At 72.7% G+C, this 15,371-nt stretch carries 12 protein-coding genes; 4 read left to right on the top strand and 8 right to left on the bottom strand.

The features are described from left to right. Positions 1 to 7 precede the first annotated feature (7 nt). From fxsA to ACGFN2_RS02660, 5 genes are all read right to left on the bottom strand, one after another. On the bottom strand, positions 8 to 607 hold the full coding sequence (fxsA, locus tag ACGFN2_RS02680; RefSeq protein WP_362609405.1) for an FxsA family membrane protein: 600 nt from the start codon (positions 605 to 607) through the stop codon (positions 8 to 10). Between the two features lie 86 nt (positions 608 to 693). Then, on the bottom strand, positions 694 to 1,449 hold the full coding sequence (locus ACGFN2_RS02675) for a polyprenol monophosphomannose synthase (RefSeq protein WP_362609402.1): 756 nt from the start codon (positions 1,447 to 1,449) through the stop codon (positions 694 to 696). Beyond that, entirely contained in the window at positions 1,446 to 3,119 is a 1,674-nt protein-coding gene (lnt, locus tag ACGFN2_RS02670) for an apolipoprotein N-acyltransferase (RefSeq protein ID WP_393356989.1), read from the bottom strand. Before lnt ends, ACGFN2_RS02675 begins: the two co-directional genes overlap by 4 nt. A gap of 530 nt (positions 3,120 to 3,649) precedes the next feature. Further along, positions 3,650 to 5,317, bottom strand: coding sequence for an amidohydrolase (locus ACGFN2_RS02665; RefSeq protein WP_393356987.1), 1,668 nt, complete (start codon positions 5,315 to 5,317; stop codon positions 3,650 to 3,652). Between the two features lie 56 nt (positions 5,318 to 5,373). Further along, a complete protein-coding gene (locus ACGFN2_RS02660) occupies positions 5,374 to 5,814 on the bottom strand; it encodes an Lrp/AsnC family transcriptional regulator (RefSeq protein WP_026170119.1) in 441 nt (146 codons plus the stop codon). A gap of 211 nt (positions 5,815 to 6,025) precedes the next feature. Here ACGFN2_RS02660 and ACGFN2_RS02655 point away from each other — a divergent pair, with 211 nt between their 5' ends. After that, on the top strand, positions 6,026 to 6,442 hold the full coding sequence (locus ACGFN2_RS02655; RefSeq protein WP_362609396.1) for a hypothetical protein: 417 nt from the start codon (positions 6,026 to 6,028) through the stop codon (positions 6,440 to 6,442). Positions 6,443 to 6,473: 31 nt separating this feature from the next. On the opposite strand, the gene ACGFN2_RS02650 is transcribed toward ACGFN2_RS02655, so the two are convergent. The 3 genes from ACGFN2_RS02650 to ACGFN2_RS02640 all read right to left on the bottom strand — a co-directional run bounded on the left by ACGFN2_RS02650 (position 6,474) and on the right by ACGFN2_RS02640 (position 10,306). Then, positions 6,474 to 7,649: a phosphotransferase family protein gene (locus tag ACGFN2_RS02650; RefSeq protein WP_393356985.1), complete on the bottom strand. Its 1,176-nt coding sequence runs from the start codon at positions 7,647 to 7,649 to the stop codon at positions 6,474 to 6,476. Further along, positions 7,646 to 8,818, bottom strand: a complete 1,173-nt coding sequence (locus ACGFN2_RS02645) for a hypothetical protein (protein WP_393356983.1) — start codon at positions 8,816 to 8,818, stop codon at positions 7,646 to 7,648. Before ACGFN2_RS02645 ends, ACGFN2_RS02650 begins: the two co-directional genes overlap by 4 nt. Before the next feature lie 315 nt (positions 8,819 to 9,133). Next, entirely contained in the window at positions 9,134 to 10,306 is a 1,173-nt protein-coding gene (locus ACGFN2_RS02640; RefSeq protein WP_393356981.1) for an acyl-CoA dehydrogenase family protein, read from the bottom strand. 417 nt (positions 10,307 to 10,723) lie between these two features. Here ACGFN2_RS02640 and ACGFN2_RS02635 point away from each other — a divergent pair, with 417 nt between their 5' ends. From ACGFN2_RS02635 to ACGFN2_RS02625, 3 genes are all read left to right on the top strand, one after another. After that, positions 10,724 to 11,995, top strand: a complete 1,272-nt coding sequence (locus tag ACGFN2_RS02635; protein ID WP_393356979.1) for a glycoside hydrolase family 18 protein — start codon at positions 10,724 to 10,726, stop codon at positions 11,993 to 11,995. A 197-nt stretch (positions 11,996 to 12,192) separates the two neighbouring features. Then, positions 12,193 to 13,515, top strand: a complete 1,323-nt coding sequence (locus tag ACGFN2_RS02630) for a GAF domain-containing protein (protein ID WP_393356977.1) — start codon at positions 12,193 to 12,195, stop codon at positions 13,513 to 13,515. A gap of 67 nt (positions 13,516 to 13,582) precedes the next feature. Beyond that, a complete protein-coding gene (locus ACGFN2_RS02625) occupies positions 13,583 to 15,106 on the top strand; it encodes an aldehyde dehydrogenase family protein (protein ID WP_393356975.1) in 1,524 nt (507 codons plus the stop codon). Positions 15,107 to 15,371 lie beyond the last annotated feature (265 nt).

The raw sequence follows: 15,371 nt of genomic DNA, 5'->3' as shown, positions 1-15,371 counted from the left end.
GGCGCGGTCAGCCGGTCAGCGGCGGGTCCTGGCGGCGTGCGGCCGGGGGTTCGTCGTCGCGGATGACCTCGCCCTGGACGACCTTGCCGTCCGGCCGGTGCATCCGGGCCTGCTGGAACGCGTCACCGAACGACCCCGGGGCGTAGCCCGCCCGCCGGGACAGCAGCTTCTCGGCGCGGCGCTGGATCAGCTTCCCGGTCGGCGGGAAGAGGCAGAGCAGCCCCAGCGCGTCGGACACCAGCCCCGGCAGTATCAGCAGCAGTCCGCCCGCCATCGGGAGCGTATTGCCGCCGCCCGTCTTGCCGTCCCCGGATCTGCCGTCGCCGGACCGGGAGTTGCCGGATGCCGACGGGTCGCCCGCGCTCTGCAGGCTCTCGGTGAGGTTCCGCCAGGCGCGACGCCCGGCCCGCTTGGTCACATAGCCGCCGACGATCACTCCGGCGAGCAGCAGAAGCAGCACTGTCAGCCCGTTGGTGGCACCGGCCACGACGGTGAGCAGCCAGATCTCCAGCACCATCCAGGCGGCGACGCCCAAGGGGACGAACCTTCGGGCGCGCGAGCGCTGGGGCGGGCGGGAATCGGGCGAGGGCGTGGCTCCGAACGTCATGCCTCAAGTGTGCCTGGCCCGTCCGGCCGCCCTTCCCAAGGGTCGCCGGACGGATCAACTCCCGGCGGCCGGGCGGCGGACCGGGGTCAGCGGCCGCGGATCTTGCCGACCCGTGAGCCGACGCCCCACGCCGTGACGCGCCACAGCGCCTCCACGACGATGTCACGGCTCATCTTGCTGTCGCCGTGCTCGCGCTCGACGAAGGTGATGGGGACCTCGACGACGTGGTAGCCGGCCTGCACGGCGCGGCGGGCCAGGTCGACCTGGAAGCAGTAGCCCTGGGAGGCGACATCGTCCAGGCCCAGCCCTTCGAGGGCCTCCGCGCGGAAGGCCCGGAAGCCGCCGGTGAGGTCGCGCAGCGGCAGGTCCAACGCCAGCCGGGAGTAGGTGCTGCCGCCGCGGGAGATGAGCCGGCGGTACGTCGGCCAGTTGACGGTACGGCCGCCGGGCACCCACCGGGAGCCGAGGACGAGGTCGGCGCCCTTGAGGGCGGTGAGCAGCCGGGGCAGCTCCTCCGGCTGGTGCGAGCCGTCGGCGTCCATCTCGACCAGCACGCCGTAGCCGTTGTCGATGCCCCACCGGAAGCCGGCGAGATAGGCGGCGCCGAGGCCTTCCTTGCCCTTGCGGTGCAGGACGTGGACCTGCTCGTCGTCGGCGGCCAGCTCGTCGGCCAGCTTGCCGGTGCCGTCCGGGCTGTTGTCGTCCGCGACCAGGACATGCGCCGCGGGGACGGCGGACCGCACCCGCGAGACGACCGGCTTGATGTTCTCCGCCTCGTTGTACGTCGGAATGATCACCAACGTGGTGCCGAGCGGACCGTACTGCCGCTGCCCGTCTGTCACTGCTGCCCCTTCTCGTCCTTCGTACGCCCGCGCCGGCCGATGGCTGCCGCGGCGGCGCAGGACAGGAGGCCCACGATAGCGAGCGCCCACTCAGGTGCGGCCCCGACGCGGTCGGCGAGCGTCGTTTCGTCCCGCAGCGGAATCCGCGCGGAGACCACGCCCTGGGTGAACTCGGGGATGCGGTGGGTGATCTTGCCGTCCGGGGCGACCACCGCGCTGATCCCGCTGGTGGCGGCGGTGACGACGGCGCGGCCGTGCTCGACGGCGCGCAGCTTGGACATCGCCAGCTGCTGCTCGGGCTGGCCGGTGCGGCCGTAGGTGGCGTTGTTCGTCTGGACGACCAGGGCGCGGGCGCCGGCGTTGACGGTGTCGTGGACGATCTCGTCGTAGGCGACCTCGAAGCAGATCACGTCGCCGAGCCGGGCGGGGCCGACCTTGAGCAGGCCGGTGTGGTCACCGGGGTAGAAGTTGCGGGTCACCCGCTGGAAGCGCGTGATGATCTTGCTGAGCTGCTCCTTGAACGGCACGTACTCGCCGAACGGCACCGGGTGCTGCTTGGTGTAGGAGGCGCCCGGCCCCTTCTTCGGGTCCCAGACGATGCCCTCGTTGTAGACGTAGCCCGGCTTGGAGGGGTGGTCGACGAGGGCGCCGACGAGGACGGGCACCCCGATGGCCTTCACGGCCTCGTCGATCCGGTCGTACGCCTGCGGGTACTGGTACGGGTCGAGGTCGGAGGAGTTCTCCGGCCAGATCACCAGGTCCGGCTTCCTGGCCCGGCCGGCCTTGACGTCGGCGGCGAGCTTCTCGGTGGCGGTGGCGTGGTTGTCGGTGATCATCATGGGGCGGCCCAGGAAGTCCATGCCGGGTGACTGGACATTGCCCTGGATGACAGCGATGTCGACGGTGTCGTCGGCCTTCGTGGGGACGGGCACCAGCACCCCGGCCAGGGTGACCGCGGCGGCCAGCCCGAACGCCTCCAGGGCCGGGACGGCCCGCCGCAGCGTCCCGTTCGCGCGCAGCCCCCAGAGGGTGGCGGCGCAGGCGGCGAGCAGCGCCGCGGCCAGCGCGACCGCGAAGGTCACCAGCGGGGCGCCGCCGAGCGCGGCGAGCGGGGTGAACGGCGAGCCGGTGTGGGCGAACGCCAGCCGCCCCCACGGGAAGCCGCCGAGCGGCAGCCGGTCGCGGGCCCACTCCTCGGCGACCCACAGGCAGGCGGTCCACAGCGGCCAGACCGGCAGCCGGGAGGTGACGGCGAGCCCCGCGCCCAGCAGCGCCAGGAAGAGCGCCTCGACGATCGACAGGCCCACCACCGCGTCCCAGCCGATGACATGCAGCCACTTCAGCAGGATCAGGAAGAACGGCAGCCCGAAGGCGAAGCCTGTCCAGGCTCCCTGGCGGGCGGTCCGGCCGCGGGTCAGCAGCGACAGCGCGGCGACGGACACCAGCGACAGCGGCCACAGGTCGTACGGCGGGAAGGCGAGACCGAGACCGAGGCCGGCGGCGGCCGCGAGGCCGGAGCGCGGCGCCTCCCGGCGGGCCAGTGCGGCGAACCTCCGGGCGCGTCCGGGGCGTACGGGCTCGGCAGGGGAGGCCGTCACGGCGGGGGGCACCGGGCCGTCGGGCGTGGTGCCGCTGACGGCTTCTTCGGTGGTGTCGGAGCCCGATGGCACGGTCGCGAGCCTTCCTGCAGGTCGTGGGTGGTGAGCTGACCGTACATCGGGAAGGCGGGATTGCGGATGCGGGGTGCACAAATGGCAAAGAGGCACCGCAGGTGGCGGCGGGAGTGCTGCGCCACGGTGCGGATAGGGGCCCGGCGCCCTTCGGGCCGACCTGGGACCCGCTGGCTGCGGATCGACCGAGAGCCGTTGTCTACTGAGCTTCCGGGCCCCACCCGGGTCGCACCCGCCGACCGGCCGAAACCTTCCGTCGCCCCGTGCCGCGAATCCTGGACCTGGCTCCCAGTGGCGGGGTGCCCCAGTGGCGCACCGCCCCATGGCCCAGTTGCGTTCGACGACTGCGCGGAGATCTGCCGGTCGGACGTCCTGTGGTGGACTCGGCCGAACCTACCGGCCGCCGACCGCCTGCTGTCAACAGGTGCTCCGCCTGCGTCGTTTCGCGTCGCCCCAGGTCAGCCGCGAGCGCCCGCAGGTGGGCCAAGGAGCAGCAAGCACGGTCCGCTGTGGCACGTGCTCGCGTGATGTCACTCGTTCGGCGGGCCGAAGACCGTTCGCCCGCCGACGACCGTGCGCAGGCACACCGGGAGGTCGTTGCCGGGGGTGAGATCGGGCAGGCCGGGGGTGCCGGAGCGGGGGTCGGTGGACCAGCGCTCCACCCGCTCGTCGGGCGCCTGGACGAGCAGCTCGCCGGTGCGCCAGACCGCGTAGTCGGCGGGCGCGCCGGGCACCAGGACGCCGGCGTCGTCCCGGCCGACGGCGCGCCAGCCGCCGCGGGTGTGGGCGGTGAACGCGGCGCGGGCGGAGATGCCGTGGGCGCGGGTGCGGTGGAAGACCGCGGCGCGGACGGTGCCCCAGGGGTCGAGCGGGGTGACCGGGCTGTCGGACCCGAGGGCGAGCGGGACCCCGGCCTTGAGCAGCGCGGCGTACGGGTTGAGGGTGCGGGCCCGGTCGACGCCGAGACGGGCGGCGTACATGCCGTCCTCGCCGCCCCACGCCGCGTCGAAGGCGGGCTGGACGGAGGCGGTCAGGGCGAGGTCGGCGAAGCCGGTGACGGTCTGCTCGGTGAGCATCTCGGCGTGCTCGACGCGGTGCCGGGCGGCCCGGATTCGGTCGAGGCCGACGCGCTCGGCGGCGGCCCGTACGCCGTCGACGACGCCGGTCAGGGCCGCGTCACCGATGGCGTGGAAGCCGGCCTGGAGTCCGGCCTCGGTGCAGGCGGCTACATGGGCGGCGACGGCCTCGGCGTCGAGCTGCGCGGTGCCGGTGTGGCCGGGGGAATCCGCGTACGGGGCGTGCAGATGGGCGGTGTGCGAGCCGAGCGAGCCGTCGGCGAAGAGGTCGCCGGCGGCGCCGATGGCCCCGAGGTCACGGATGCGCTCGGCATCCTTTGCGGACGCGACGAACTCGGCCCAGTAGCCGACGACGCGCGGGCCGTTCCCCTGCCGGGCCAGGGCGAGCAGCGAGGTGAAGTCGTCCGCACCGGAGATGTCCGGGCCGGCGCACTCGTGGACGCTGCCGATGCCGAGCGCGGCGGCGCGGGCGAGCGCGGCGGCCTGGGCCTCGGCGCGCTGGGCGGGGGTGACGGTGGCGTACGCGGCCTGGCGCACCGCGTGGTGGGCGTCGCCGGTCAGCGGGGCGTCGGACCGGAAACCGGCCAGCTCGCGCACGGCGGGCACCAGGTCGAGCAGTGCCGTCGTCACGACCGCGGAGTGCACGTCGACTCGGGTGAGGTAGAGGGGCCGGCCGCCGGTGGCCTCGTCCAGTTCCGCGCGCGACGGCGGGCGGTCCTCGGGCCAGGCGCTGGCGTCCCAGCCGTGGCCGAGCAGAATCCGGTCCGTCCGCCGCGCGGCCGCGTAGCCGCGTACGCGGGCCAGCGCGTCGGCCAGGGTGGCGGCGCCGGACAGGTCGAGCCCGGTGAGCGCGAGCCCGGTCGCTGTGGTGTGCACATGTGCGTCCGTGAATGCCGGAGTGACGAGCGCGCCGTCGAGCCGGACGACCTCGTCCACGCCGTCGGCGAAGGAGTCCGCCGCGCCCTCCTCGCCGACCCAGGCGATGCGGTCGCCCTCGACGACCATGGCGGTGGCGAAGGGGTCAGCGGGGCTGTGCACCTCGCCGCCACGCAGCAGGACCGTACGGGGGCGGGCCGGGCCGGAGGGGTGCGGCCGGGCCGGATCGGGGATGCGCTCGCTCATACCGGACAGTTTGACCCCTGCGTGCGGACCGGCCGCGCGCGGGGGGCGATCACCGGTCAGATGCGCGGCGGACGGGCCTCGTAGGGCGTGGAGAGCACGACCGTGGTGCGGGTCGAGACTCCGGCGAGGGTGCGTATGCGGGTGAGCAGGTGCTCCAGCTCCAGGGGGGTGGCGACCCGCACCTTGAGGATGTAGTTCTCGTCGCCCGCGACGCTGTGGCAGGCCTCCAGCTCGGGGACCTCGGCCAGGCGGTCGGCGATGTCGTCGGGCGCACTGGGGTCGAAGGGTTTGACCGAGATGAAGGCGGTGAGCGGCAGGCCCACGGCTTCGGGGTCCACTATGGCCGCATAGCCCCGGATGACACCGCGCTGCTCCAGGCGGCGCACGCGCTGGTGCACCGCCGAGGTGGACAGGCCGGTGGCCTTGCCCAGGTCGGTGTAGCTCATCCGCCCGTCCTTGACGAGCAGATCCACGATTTGTCGGTCCAACTCCTCCACCCACTCAACCTACTGCGCGCGGGCGCGTGTGCGCACCGCGCGCCGGCTCGTGGACCCCCTTGCGCCGGGTCATGTGACCAATGCCACACATGTGATCCGGTGTCGGTGAAGGGCCGGAGATTATGCGTGCGGCATGAAGGGAATTGCTGGTGGTGGCCGGGACCGCCCGTCATCAGGAAGCCAGCGGTACGACTCGGCCCACCCGAGGGGGATGGACATCATGCGACGCCTTAAGCAGGACTCCGCTGCCGCGGACATCGGCGCCCAGGAGGGCGACAGTTCCGGCGACGACTCCGCGTACGACTCTTTCGACACCTATGAGATCTACCGGGTGACCTGCCCGGACTGCCTGCAGCCGATCGCGCTGCTGGCGGACGAGGACACGCTCCCGGAGCACGCCCTGTGCGCCTCGCCGTGGAACCCGTTCGGGCTGACGGTGTGCCAGGGCTCCGGCCGGGCCGCGTCCGAGGCCCCGGAGTCCGAGGACACCCTGGACGCCCAGGAGCAGGACGCGGCGATGCTGCTGACGCTCCCGGAGAGCCTGGACTGGCGCCGTCAGCCGTTCTCGCACATCGGCGGGCCCGGCACCCGGCCGGCCCGGGTACCGCGGATGCGGCCGGGCGCCTGAGCGACCGGGAGGTCCTTCCGAGGGGCCGCACTCACCAGTAGCGGCCCTCGATCATCGCCTCCAGCGAGTCCCGGTGGAGGATCAGTGCATCGGCGTCGTCCGGTACCGGCACCTCGCCGAAGTGGACCTGGCGGTAGGCCACCCGCAGCATGACGATGGCGTGCCGCAGGGCCGCGTAGAGGGTGTGGAAGTCCATCGCGCGGGGCGGGTGCCCGGTGAGCGCGGCATAGCGGCTCTCGATGCGGTCGCGGCTCAGCAGGCCGGGCAGTCCCGGCTTTCCGCTCGCCTCGGTGAGGTCCTGGAAGAAGCGGTGGAGCGAGATCATCCAGCCCAGGTCGAGTTCGCGGGGGCCGAGGGCGGCCATCTCCCAGTCGAGCACGGCGGCCGGTTCGAAGCCGTCGTAGACGATATTGCCGATCCGGGCGTCGCCCCAGGTGAGAACGGTATCGCCGGGGTCCGACGGCCAGAGGCCGGCCAGCCGGGCGAAGCCGCGCTCGATGAGCGCTGAGCGCGGGCGACCATCAACGACCCAGGAGTAGTAAGCACGTTGGGCCGCGACGTGCCGGTGCAGTGCGCTTCCGGTGCCAGGGGTGGCGAGGAACTCTGCGGCGGTGGGCGGTACTTGGTCGTGCAGCCGGGCGAGCACCGAGACGCTGGTGGCCTCCAAGTGGTCGCGCTGGGCATCGGTGGCGTCGTGCAGCCAATTCCCCTCGTACGTATAGGGCATGACGTCCGGTGGGACGCGGCCGTCGGCGCGGGCCATGACGAAGAACGGCGCTCCGAGGTGCGCCGGGTCCTCCTCCAGCCACAGGGTGCGGGGCACCGGGAGGTCGGTGTGGGCGGCGACCAGGCGCATGGTGCGGTACTGCCGGGCCATGTCGTAGCGCGGGAAGACGGTGTACGCGGCGGGGTCGGCGGCGAGCCGCAGTGCGCAGGAGGCGGGGATTCCGCCCTGCCCGGACGACGCGAGTCCGGTGGGCGGGGGCTCGGGCGACGGGCACCGGGACCGGTCGATGTCGAAGAGCAGTGTCTCGCTGGACATGCCGTTGGAGTCCGGGACGGTCGCGGCGACCGCTCGGGCGCCGGGCAACCGGGTGCCGAGCCAGGCGGTGAGCCGGCGGGTGAGGGCTTCGGGGTCGCGGGTGGTGGTGCGGGGGCGACGGCCGGCGGGCGCTCCCCCGGCGGCGGGCGGCGGATGCGCCGTCATCGGCCGGCCTCCCCCGCGACGGAGTCATGGCCGGTGAAGCCGCTGGGGTCGTGGCGGCCGAAGCTGCCGTGCTCGAAGATGCCGTGGCCGGTCCGGCCGTCGAGGGTGAAGCGGGCGGCGTGGTCGGTGACGCCGTACGCGGCGAGCGGGTGTGCCGCCGGGTCGGTGAGGTCGTAGCTGCGGCGGTCCGTCCAGCCGCGGCCCCGCCAGGTGCCGTGCTGCCAGTCGTTGGCATGGGGGTCCCCCCTGCTCGAACGGAGTTGAGAGCTCGGGGGAGGGTAGCCGGCGCCCACGGCGAGCGGCGACGACGTGAGGATCTCGGCGGTGAGTTCCAGGGGCTTGCGGCCGGGTCCGCTGAGGTGGATGACGGCGCGTTCGGGGTGACGGGTGCCGGGGCGGTAGCCGATGTCCGTGTGCGGCCAGCCCAGTTGGGCCTGGCGGCCGTCGTCGTGGACCATGAGGGCCTCGTTGAGGCTGCGGTGACCGTCGGCGTCCTCCTGGACGATGACCATCACGAACCGGTCCTCGAAGCGCACCGGGCACCAGAGCCAGTGGAATCCCTCGGGCCGCAGCTCCTCCGCGGCCCGTCCGCCGTCCTCCCCGGGGATCGGGCGGACGCCCCAACTGCGGTCGCGGGTACCGGTCCACTCCCCCGCCGTGACGGCGAGCCGCTGACCGGCGACGCGGATGCTGCCGGTGCAGGTGCCCGCCTGGACGAACCGCCGCCCTTCCAGCATCAGCCGGTCGCCGCGGTACTGGGTGTGGTGCGGCTCCCAGGTGGCGGGGAACGCCGCGTTCCAGGTCAGGTCGTAGGACAGGCCGTCCGGATCGCCGGGGTCCGCGGCACAGGTCAGCCGCAGGCGGGCGAGCGGCTCGTCGACGGTGATGGTGAGCGGGCCGACGGTGAGTGCGAGACGGTCGTCGGTGAGCGCGTCGGAGGCCCGTACGGCATACAGCCGGTCGCCGAGGCGGAGGGTGGCGTAGGCGTCGATGACACCGGTGTTGGGATAGACGCCGAGGCCGGCGATCAGCAGGGCGCGGCCGGAGTGGTCCATGACGTGGAAGATGCAGCGGTCGTAGGCGTTGCGGTCGCCGGTGGCGACATGCCGCATGGAGAGCGGGACCTGATGGATCGGGTACTCGTCGAGCGCGATCGGGCGGTCGGGCACGGTCTCCTCCTGGGCGCGCGGTCGGCAGGCGACACCCCGGGATCGACGCCCGCGGGCGGGAGTTGACGGTACGTCAGCTATGGGTGAACGACCAGACCCGGACGGCGAGGAACACGAGGGCGGCAACCCGACCGGTTCGCACGAGGACCGGGCGAGGGCGGTGGGACCCGGAGCCCGCGGACCAGGAGCGTACGCGGGTCGCGGCCGGGCCGGCGGTGGCGTTCTCGCTCGGCGAGGAGCGGGCCTGCCGGCAGGGGCTCGACGCGGGGTGGGCCGGGAGGCCGCGACGGGACTCCCCCGCCCACCCCGGCCGGCTCAGCGCTTCTCGGGGCCCGCGAGATGGCGGGCGATGACCATCCGCTGGATCTGGTTGGTGCCCTCGACGATCTGCAGCACCTTGGCCTCACGCATATAGCGCTCGGCCGGGAAGTCGAGGGTGTAGCCGTAGCCGCCGAGGAGCTGGACGGCGTCGGTGGTCACCCGCATCGCGGTGTCGGTGCAGAACAGCTTGGCCATCGCCGCCTCCTTGGAGAACGGCAGACCGGCGTCCCGCAGCCGGGCGGCGGTGAGGTAGAGCGCGCGGCCCGCCTCGATCTGGGTGGCCATGTCGGCGAGCATGAAGCGCAGGCCCTGGAAGTCGGCGATCGGGCGGCCGAACTGCTGCCGTTCGGCGGTGTAGGCGAGCGCCTCGTCCAGCGCCGCCTGGGCGACCCCGATGGCGCAGGCGGCGATGCCCAGGCGCCCGGAGTCCAGGGCGGACAGCGCGATGGCGAAGCCCTGGCCCTCCTCCCCGAGGCGGCGGGAGTCGGGGAGGCGCACCGCGTCGAAGTGCAGCTGGGCGGTCGGGGAGCCTTTCATGCCCATCTTGCGCTCGGGCACCGCGGCGCTCAGCCCGTCCGCGTCGCCCGGCACCAGGAAGGCGGTGATGCCATGGGCGCCGCTGCCGCCGGTGCGGGCCAGCACGGTGTAGAAGTCGGCCACGCCGCCGTGGGTGGTCCAGGCCTTGGTGCCCTCCAGCGTCCAGGTGTCGCCGTCCCGGGTGGCCCGGGTGGTGAGGGAGGCGGCGTCGGAGCCCGAGGAGGGCTCGGAGAGGCAGTACGCGCCGAGGAGACCGCCGCCGAGCATGTCCGGAAGGTGTTCGGCGCGCTGTTCCTTGCTGCCGTATCCGGCGAGCGCGTGGCAGGCGAGGGTGTGCACGCTGACGCCGAGGCCGACGGTGAGCCGGGCGGCGGCGAGCTCCTCCAGCACCTGGAGGTACACCTCGTAGGGCTGGCCGCCACCGCCGAACTCCTCGTCGTACGGCAGCGACAGCAGTCCGGCTTCCGACAGCAGGGTGAAGGTCGCGCGCGGGAAGTGTCCGGCGTCCTCCTCCTCGGCGGCCGTCGGCCGGATCTCGCGGTCGGCGAGCTCGCGTACGAGCGTCAGCAGGTCACGGGCTTCTTCGGTGGGCAGCCTGCGGTCCACCGGCCGGGGGCCGTACTCGGTCATGGCGGCGCTCTCCTCCCTGTCGGGCGCTGCGGCGACACGCGCAGGGTGGGCGGCGGCGCCGTTTTCCGTGGTGCCAGGCCGATGATCGCGTTCCGGGTCTCGGAAGGCGATGACCTGCGGCTGTGGCGCTAGGAGTATGCCCGATCGGCGGCCCCGCGTCACGGGTTGATCATCACGGAACAGGAAGATCCGGCCCGGCACCGGCTCGGCACCGGCCCGGCGGGGAAATTGGTCCGAACCATTGACTCACTGGTCTAGTCCTTCTACCTTCTCCCCCAACGTTTCACGCGTTCATGCCAATTCGGACGCAGGTCAGGCTCCCCCTCCAGGGGATGTCCGCGGAAACCCCCGTCATCCGCCTGGCGGGCGGGCGTTCGGGAGTGTGCGGGCACCCCCACCCCCCTCCGAGGAGACGACATGCTCAGACCCCATCGGATGCGCTCACCGCGCAGAGTGATCGCCGCCGCCACCGCGCTGTGTACGGCGGCGCTGGCCGGCACCCTGCTCGCCGGACCGGCCGCCGCCGACCCCGCGAACGCCCCCACCGCACCGCACGGCACGGCCCGGACGGCGCCCGCCGCGGCGGGCGGCAAGGTCGTCGGATACTTCACCAACTGGGGTGTCTACGACCGCAATTACCACGTCAAGAACATCGAGACCTCGGGCTCGGCGGCCAAGCTGACCCACATCAACTACGCCTTCGGCAACGTCCAGGGCGGCAAGTGCGCCATCGGCGACTCGTACGCCGACTACGACAAGGCGTACACCGCCGGCCAGAGCGTCGACGGCAAGGCGGACACCTGGGACAACGGGGCGCTGCGCGGCAACTTCAACCAGCTGAGAAAGCTCAAGAAGCTGCACCCGGGCCTCAAGGTGATCTGGTCGTTCGGCGGCTGGACCTGGTCGGGCGGCTTCGGCGAGGCCGCCAGGAACCCGGCGGCCTTCGCGCAGTCCTGCTACGACCTGGTCGAGGACAAACGCTGGGCGGATGTCTTCGACGGCATCGACATCGACTGGGAGTACCCCAACGCCTGCGGTCTGACCTGCGACACCAGCGGCCGGGACGCCTTCACCAACGTGCTGAAGGCGCTGCGCTCGAAGTTCGGCGGGAGCAACCTGGTGACCGCCGCGATCACCGCGGACGCCTCGGCCGGCGGCAAGATCGACGCCGCCGACTACGCGGGCGCAGCCCAGTACGTCGACTGGTACAACCCCATGACCTACGACTACTTCGGCGCCTGGGACGCCAAGGGCCCGACCGCCCCGCACTCCCCGCTCACGTCGTACAGCGGCATCCCGAAGGCCGGCTTCAACAGCACCGACACCCTCGCCAAGCTCAAGGGCCTGGGCATTCCGGCGAACAAGCTGCTGCTGGGCATCGGCTTCTACGGGCGCGGCTGGTCGGGCGTCACCCAGGACGCACCGGGCGGTACGGCGACCGGCGCGGCACCGGGCAAGTACGAGGCCGGAATCGACGACTACAAGGTGCTCAAGAGCCGCTGCCCGGCCACCGGCAAGGTGGCCGGCACCGCCTACGCCCGGTGCGGCGACCAGTGGTGGAGCTATGACACCCCGGAGACCATCGGCACGAAGATGGCCTTCAAGGACGCCCAGGGGCTGGGCGGCACGTTCTTCTGGGAGCTGAGCGGCGACACCGCCAACGGTGAGCTGATCAAGGCCATCAGGTAGCGGTCCCCGGCCGGAGAGCCGGGAAGCGGGCGGGCGGGTGGCGGCGGCCGCCCGCCCGTTCGCCGTCGGGAGCGGTACCGGGCGGACGGTCGGCACCCCTCGGCGCCACCCCGCCGTGTCACGCGGGGTTTACGGCTCCGTCCCGTACGAGCACCATCGGCCCTAAGAGGGCAGGAGCCGCTTCGAAGAGGTGACACGTGGTCAACCCCTGGCTGGCGATGGAGACCGGAGCCGATCCGGTGGAGCGCACCCGCACGGTGCGCAGAGCCCATGCCGCGTTCCTGGCCGACGGGACCGTCTTGCCGCCGGTCCGCCAGGTGGTCGCCGACTCCTGGCGCCGTTCCGCCGACGCGCACGCGGCCGCGGACGGCGCCGCGCCCATCGAGCTGGACGAGGCCGCGCTGGGCGCCTACCGGGACGGGCATCCGCTGGCCCGCGCCATGCCGGTCTTCCGGGAGCTGCTGGGCAGCTTCGCGCAGGACGGCGCGCATCTGCTGGCCGTCTGCGATCCGCAGGGCCGGCTGCTGTGGGTGGAGGGGCACCGCGGGGTGCGGCGCGACGCCGAGCGGATGAACTTCGTCGTCGGGGCCCGCTGGGACGAACGGCACGCCGGCACCAACGCCCCGGGCACCGCCCTCGCCGCCGACCACGCCGTACAGATCTTCGCCGCCGAGCACTACAACCGGCAGGTGCAGCGCTGGAGTTGTGCCGCCGCCCCGCTGCACGACCCACGGACCGGCCGACTGCTGGGCGCGGTGGACCTCACCGGCGGCGATCATGTGGCCAGTCCGCACAGCCTGGCGCTGGTGCAGGCCACGGCCCGTGCCGCGGAGGCCCATCTCGCCTCGGGCGTACCGGAGTCGGGGGTGTGCCTGACGGCGCTCGGCCGGGACGAGGCGCTGCTGGTGCGGGACGGCGAGCGACTGCGGCTCGGCCGCCGGCACAGCGAGATCATGATGCTGCTGGCCCGGCACCCAGAGGGGCTGACGGGTGATCAGCTCTCGGTGCTGCTGTACGGCGAGCGCGAGATGCGCCCGGTGACGCTGCGGGCCGAGCTGTCCCGGCTGCGGCAGCTGGTCGGCACCCTGCTGCACTCCCGTCCGTACCGGCTGAGCAGGCCCGTCGAGACCGATCTGGGCGCGGTCGAGGAGGCGCTGACGGCCGGCGACGCGCGCGCAGCGCTGAACGTCTACCGCGGTCCGCTGCTCCCGTCGTCGGAGGCGCCCGGTGTGCAGCGGCTGCGCGGCGCGCTGGCGGACCGGCTGCGGTCGGCGCTGCTCGGTGCCCGCGATCCCGGTCTGCTGCGCGAGTGGTCGCGCACCTCCTGGGGCGAGGACGACCTGGAGATCTGGGAGGCCCTGGTGGACGCCCTCCCGGAGCGCTCCCCCGCCCGCAGCGCCCCGCTGGCCACCACGCACCGGCTGCGCGCGGCGTACGGCCTGGCCGGCGGCCCTGCCGGTGCGGTGGACGCGCCGGTCGCCACCCGCGTCGCAACGTTCCGGCAACCTCCCCGGCTCTAGCCTGCGCTCAACGCCCGTCACACGGGAGTGGCGGGCACCGCGCCGAGAGCGATTGGGAGGCCGCACCATGGCCCGTTACGCCAGCCCGGGTTCCGCCGAGGCCGTGATGAGCTATCAGCCCCGCTACGACCACTGGATCGGCGGCGAGTACGTGGCGCCCGCGCAGGGCCGGTACTTCGAGAACCCGACCCCGGTCAACGGCACGCCGTTCACGGAGGTCGCCCGCGGCACCGCCGAGGACGTCGAGCGCGCCCTGGACGCGGCGCACGCGGCCGCCCCGGGCTGGGCCCGCACGGCCGCCGCCGAACGCGCCGCCGTGCTCAACAAGATCGCCGACCGGATGGAACAGAACCTGGAGGCCCTGGCGGTCGCGGAGAGCTGGGAGAACGGCAAGCCCGTACGGGAGGCCCTGGCGGCCGATATCCCGCTCGCCATCGACCACTTCCGCTACTTCGCGGGCGCCATCCGGGCGCAGGAGGGCTCCCTGTCGGAGATCGACGAGGACACCGTCGCCTACCACTTCCACGAGCCGCTCGGCGTCGTCGCCCAGATCATCCCCTGGAACTTCCCCATCCTGATGGCGACCTGGAAGCTGGCCCCGGCCCTGGCCGCCGGCAACGCGGTGGTCCTGAAGCCGGCCGAACAGACACCTGCCTCGGTGCACTTCTGGATGAGCCTGATCGCGGACCTGCTGCCGCCCGGCGTGGTCAACATCGTCAACGGCTTCGGCGCCGAGGCCGGCAAACCGCTGGCCTCCAGCCCCCGGGTCGCCAAGGTCGCCTTCACCGGCGAGACCACCACCGGCCGCCTGATCATGCAGTACGCCTCCGAGCACCTGCGCCCGGTGACCCTCGAACTGGGCGGCAAGAGCCCCAACATCTTCTTCGACGACGTATCCTCCGCCGCGGACGACTTCCACGACAAGGCGCTGGAGGGCTTCACCATGTTCGCCCTCAACCAGGGCGAGGTGTGCACCTGTCCGTCCCGGGCGCTGATCCAGCGCGGGCACTACCAGGACTTCCTGGAGGCCGGGGTGGCCCGCACGGAGAAGATCCTCCAGGGGCACCCGCTGGACACCGACACCATGATCGGCGCCCAGGCCTCCAACGACCAGCTGGAGAAGATCCTCTCCTACCTGGACATCGGCCAGAAGGAGGGCGCCCGCATCCTGACCGGCGGCTCCCGCGCCGAACTGGGCGGCGAGTTGGAGGGCGGCTACTACGTCCGCCCGACCATCTTCGAGGGCAACAACGAGATGCGGGTCTTCCAGGAGGAGATCTTCGGCCCCGTGGTGGCCGTGGCCCCCTTCAGCGACTTCGACGACGCCATCGGCATCGCCAACGACACCCTCTACGGCCTCGGCGCCGGCGTCTGGACCCGTGACGGCTCCACCGCCTACCGCGCGGGCCGCGCCATCCAGGCCGGCCGCGTCTGGACCAACTGCTACCACGCCTACCCGGCCCACGCCGCCTTCGGCGGCTACAAGCAGTCCGGCATCGGCAGGGAGACGCACAAGATGATGCTGGATCACTACCAGCAGACGAAGAACCTGCTGGTGAGCTACTCGGCGAAGAAGCTGGGGTTCTTCTGAGCTTTGTATGCTGAGGACCCGAAGAGAGGCGTCTGAGCTGGGTATTCGGCTGTCAGGCGCCTCTCTTTCGAGGGGCTTGGTGTTGTGGCGGAACAGGGCATCGTGGGCGCTCAACAGCAGGCAGGCGGGGCCACGAAACGGCGACCGCCATGGGAGATGTCCGACAGGGCACGGTGGCGGTCACGGGCTTCGGCGGGTCCGAGAGCATGGTGACTCAACTAGTGATATCCGCGGACGAGATGGCGGAGGACTTCCCGAGCGTTGA

This window comes from Streptomyces sp. NPDC048612 (assembly GCF_043199295.1).
Classification (GTDB): domain Bacteria; phylum Actinomycetota; class Actinomycetes; order Streptomycetales; family Streptomycetaceae; genus Streptomyces.
This window is presented reverse-complemented; position numbering and strand designations above follow the sequence as displayed.

What these genes read in the sequence shown, in the direction of transcription:
- fxsA (WP_362609405.1), bottom strand. Translation starts at nt 607, where the DNA reads ATGACGTTCGGAGCCACGCCCTCGCCCGATTCCCGCCCGCCCCAGCGC.
- ACGFN2_RS02665 (WP_393356987.1), bottom strand. Translation starts at nt 5,317, where the DNA reads ATGAGCGAGCGCATCCCCGATCCGGCCCGGCCGCACCCCTCCGGCCCG.
- ACGFN2_RS02655 (WP_362609396.1), top strand. Translation starts at nt 6,026, where the DNA reads ATGGACATCATGCGACGCCTTAAGCAGGACTCCGCTGCCGCGGACATC.
- ACGFN2_RS02650 (WP_393356985.1), bottom strand. Translation starts at nt 7,649, where the DNA reads ATGACGGCGCATCCGCCGCCCGCCGCCGGGGGAGCGCCCGCCGGCCGT.
- ACGFN2_RS02640 (WP_393356981.1), bottom strand. Translation starts at nt 10,306, where the DNA reads ATGACCGAGTACGGCCCCCGGCCGGTGGACCGCAGGCTGCCCACCGAA.
- ACGFN2_RS02635 (WP_393356979.1), top strand. Translation starts at nt 10,724, where the DNA reads ATGCTCAGACCCCATCGGATGCGCTCACCGCGCAGAGTGATCGCCGCC.
- ACGFN2_RS02625 (WP_393356975.1), top strand. Translation starts at nt 13,583, where the DNA reads ATGGCCCGTTACGCCAGCCCGGGTTCCGCCGAGGCCGTGATGAGCTAT.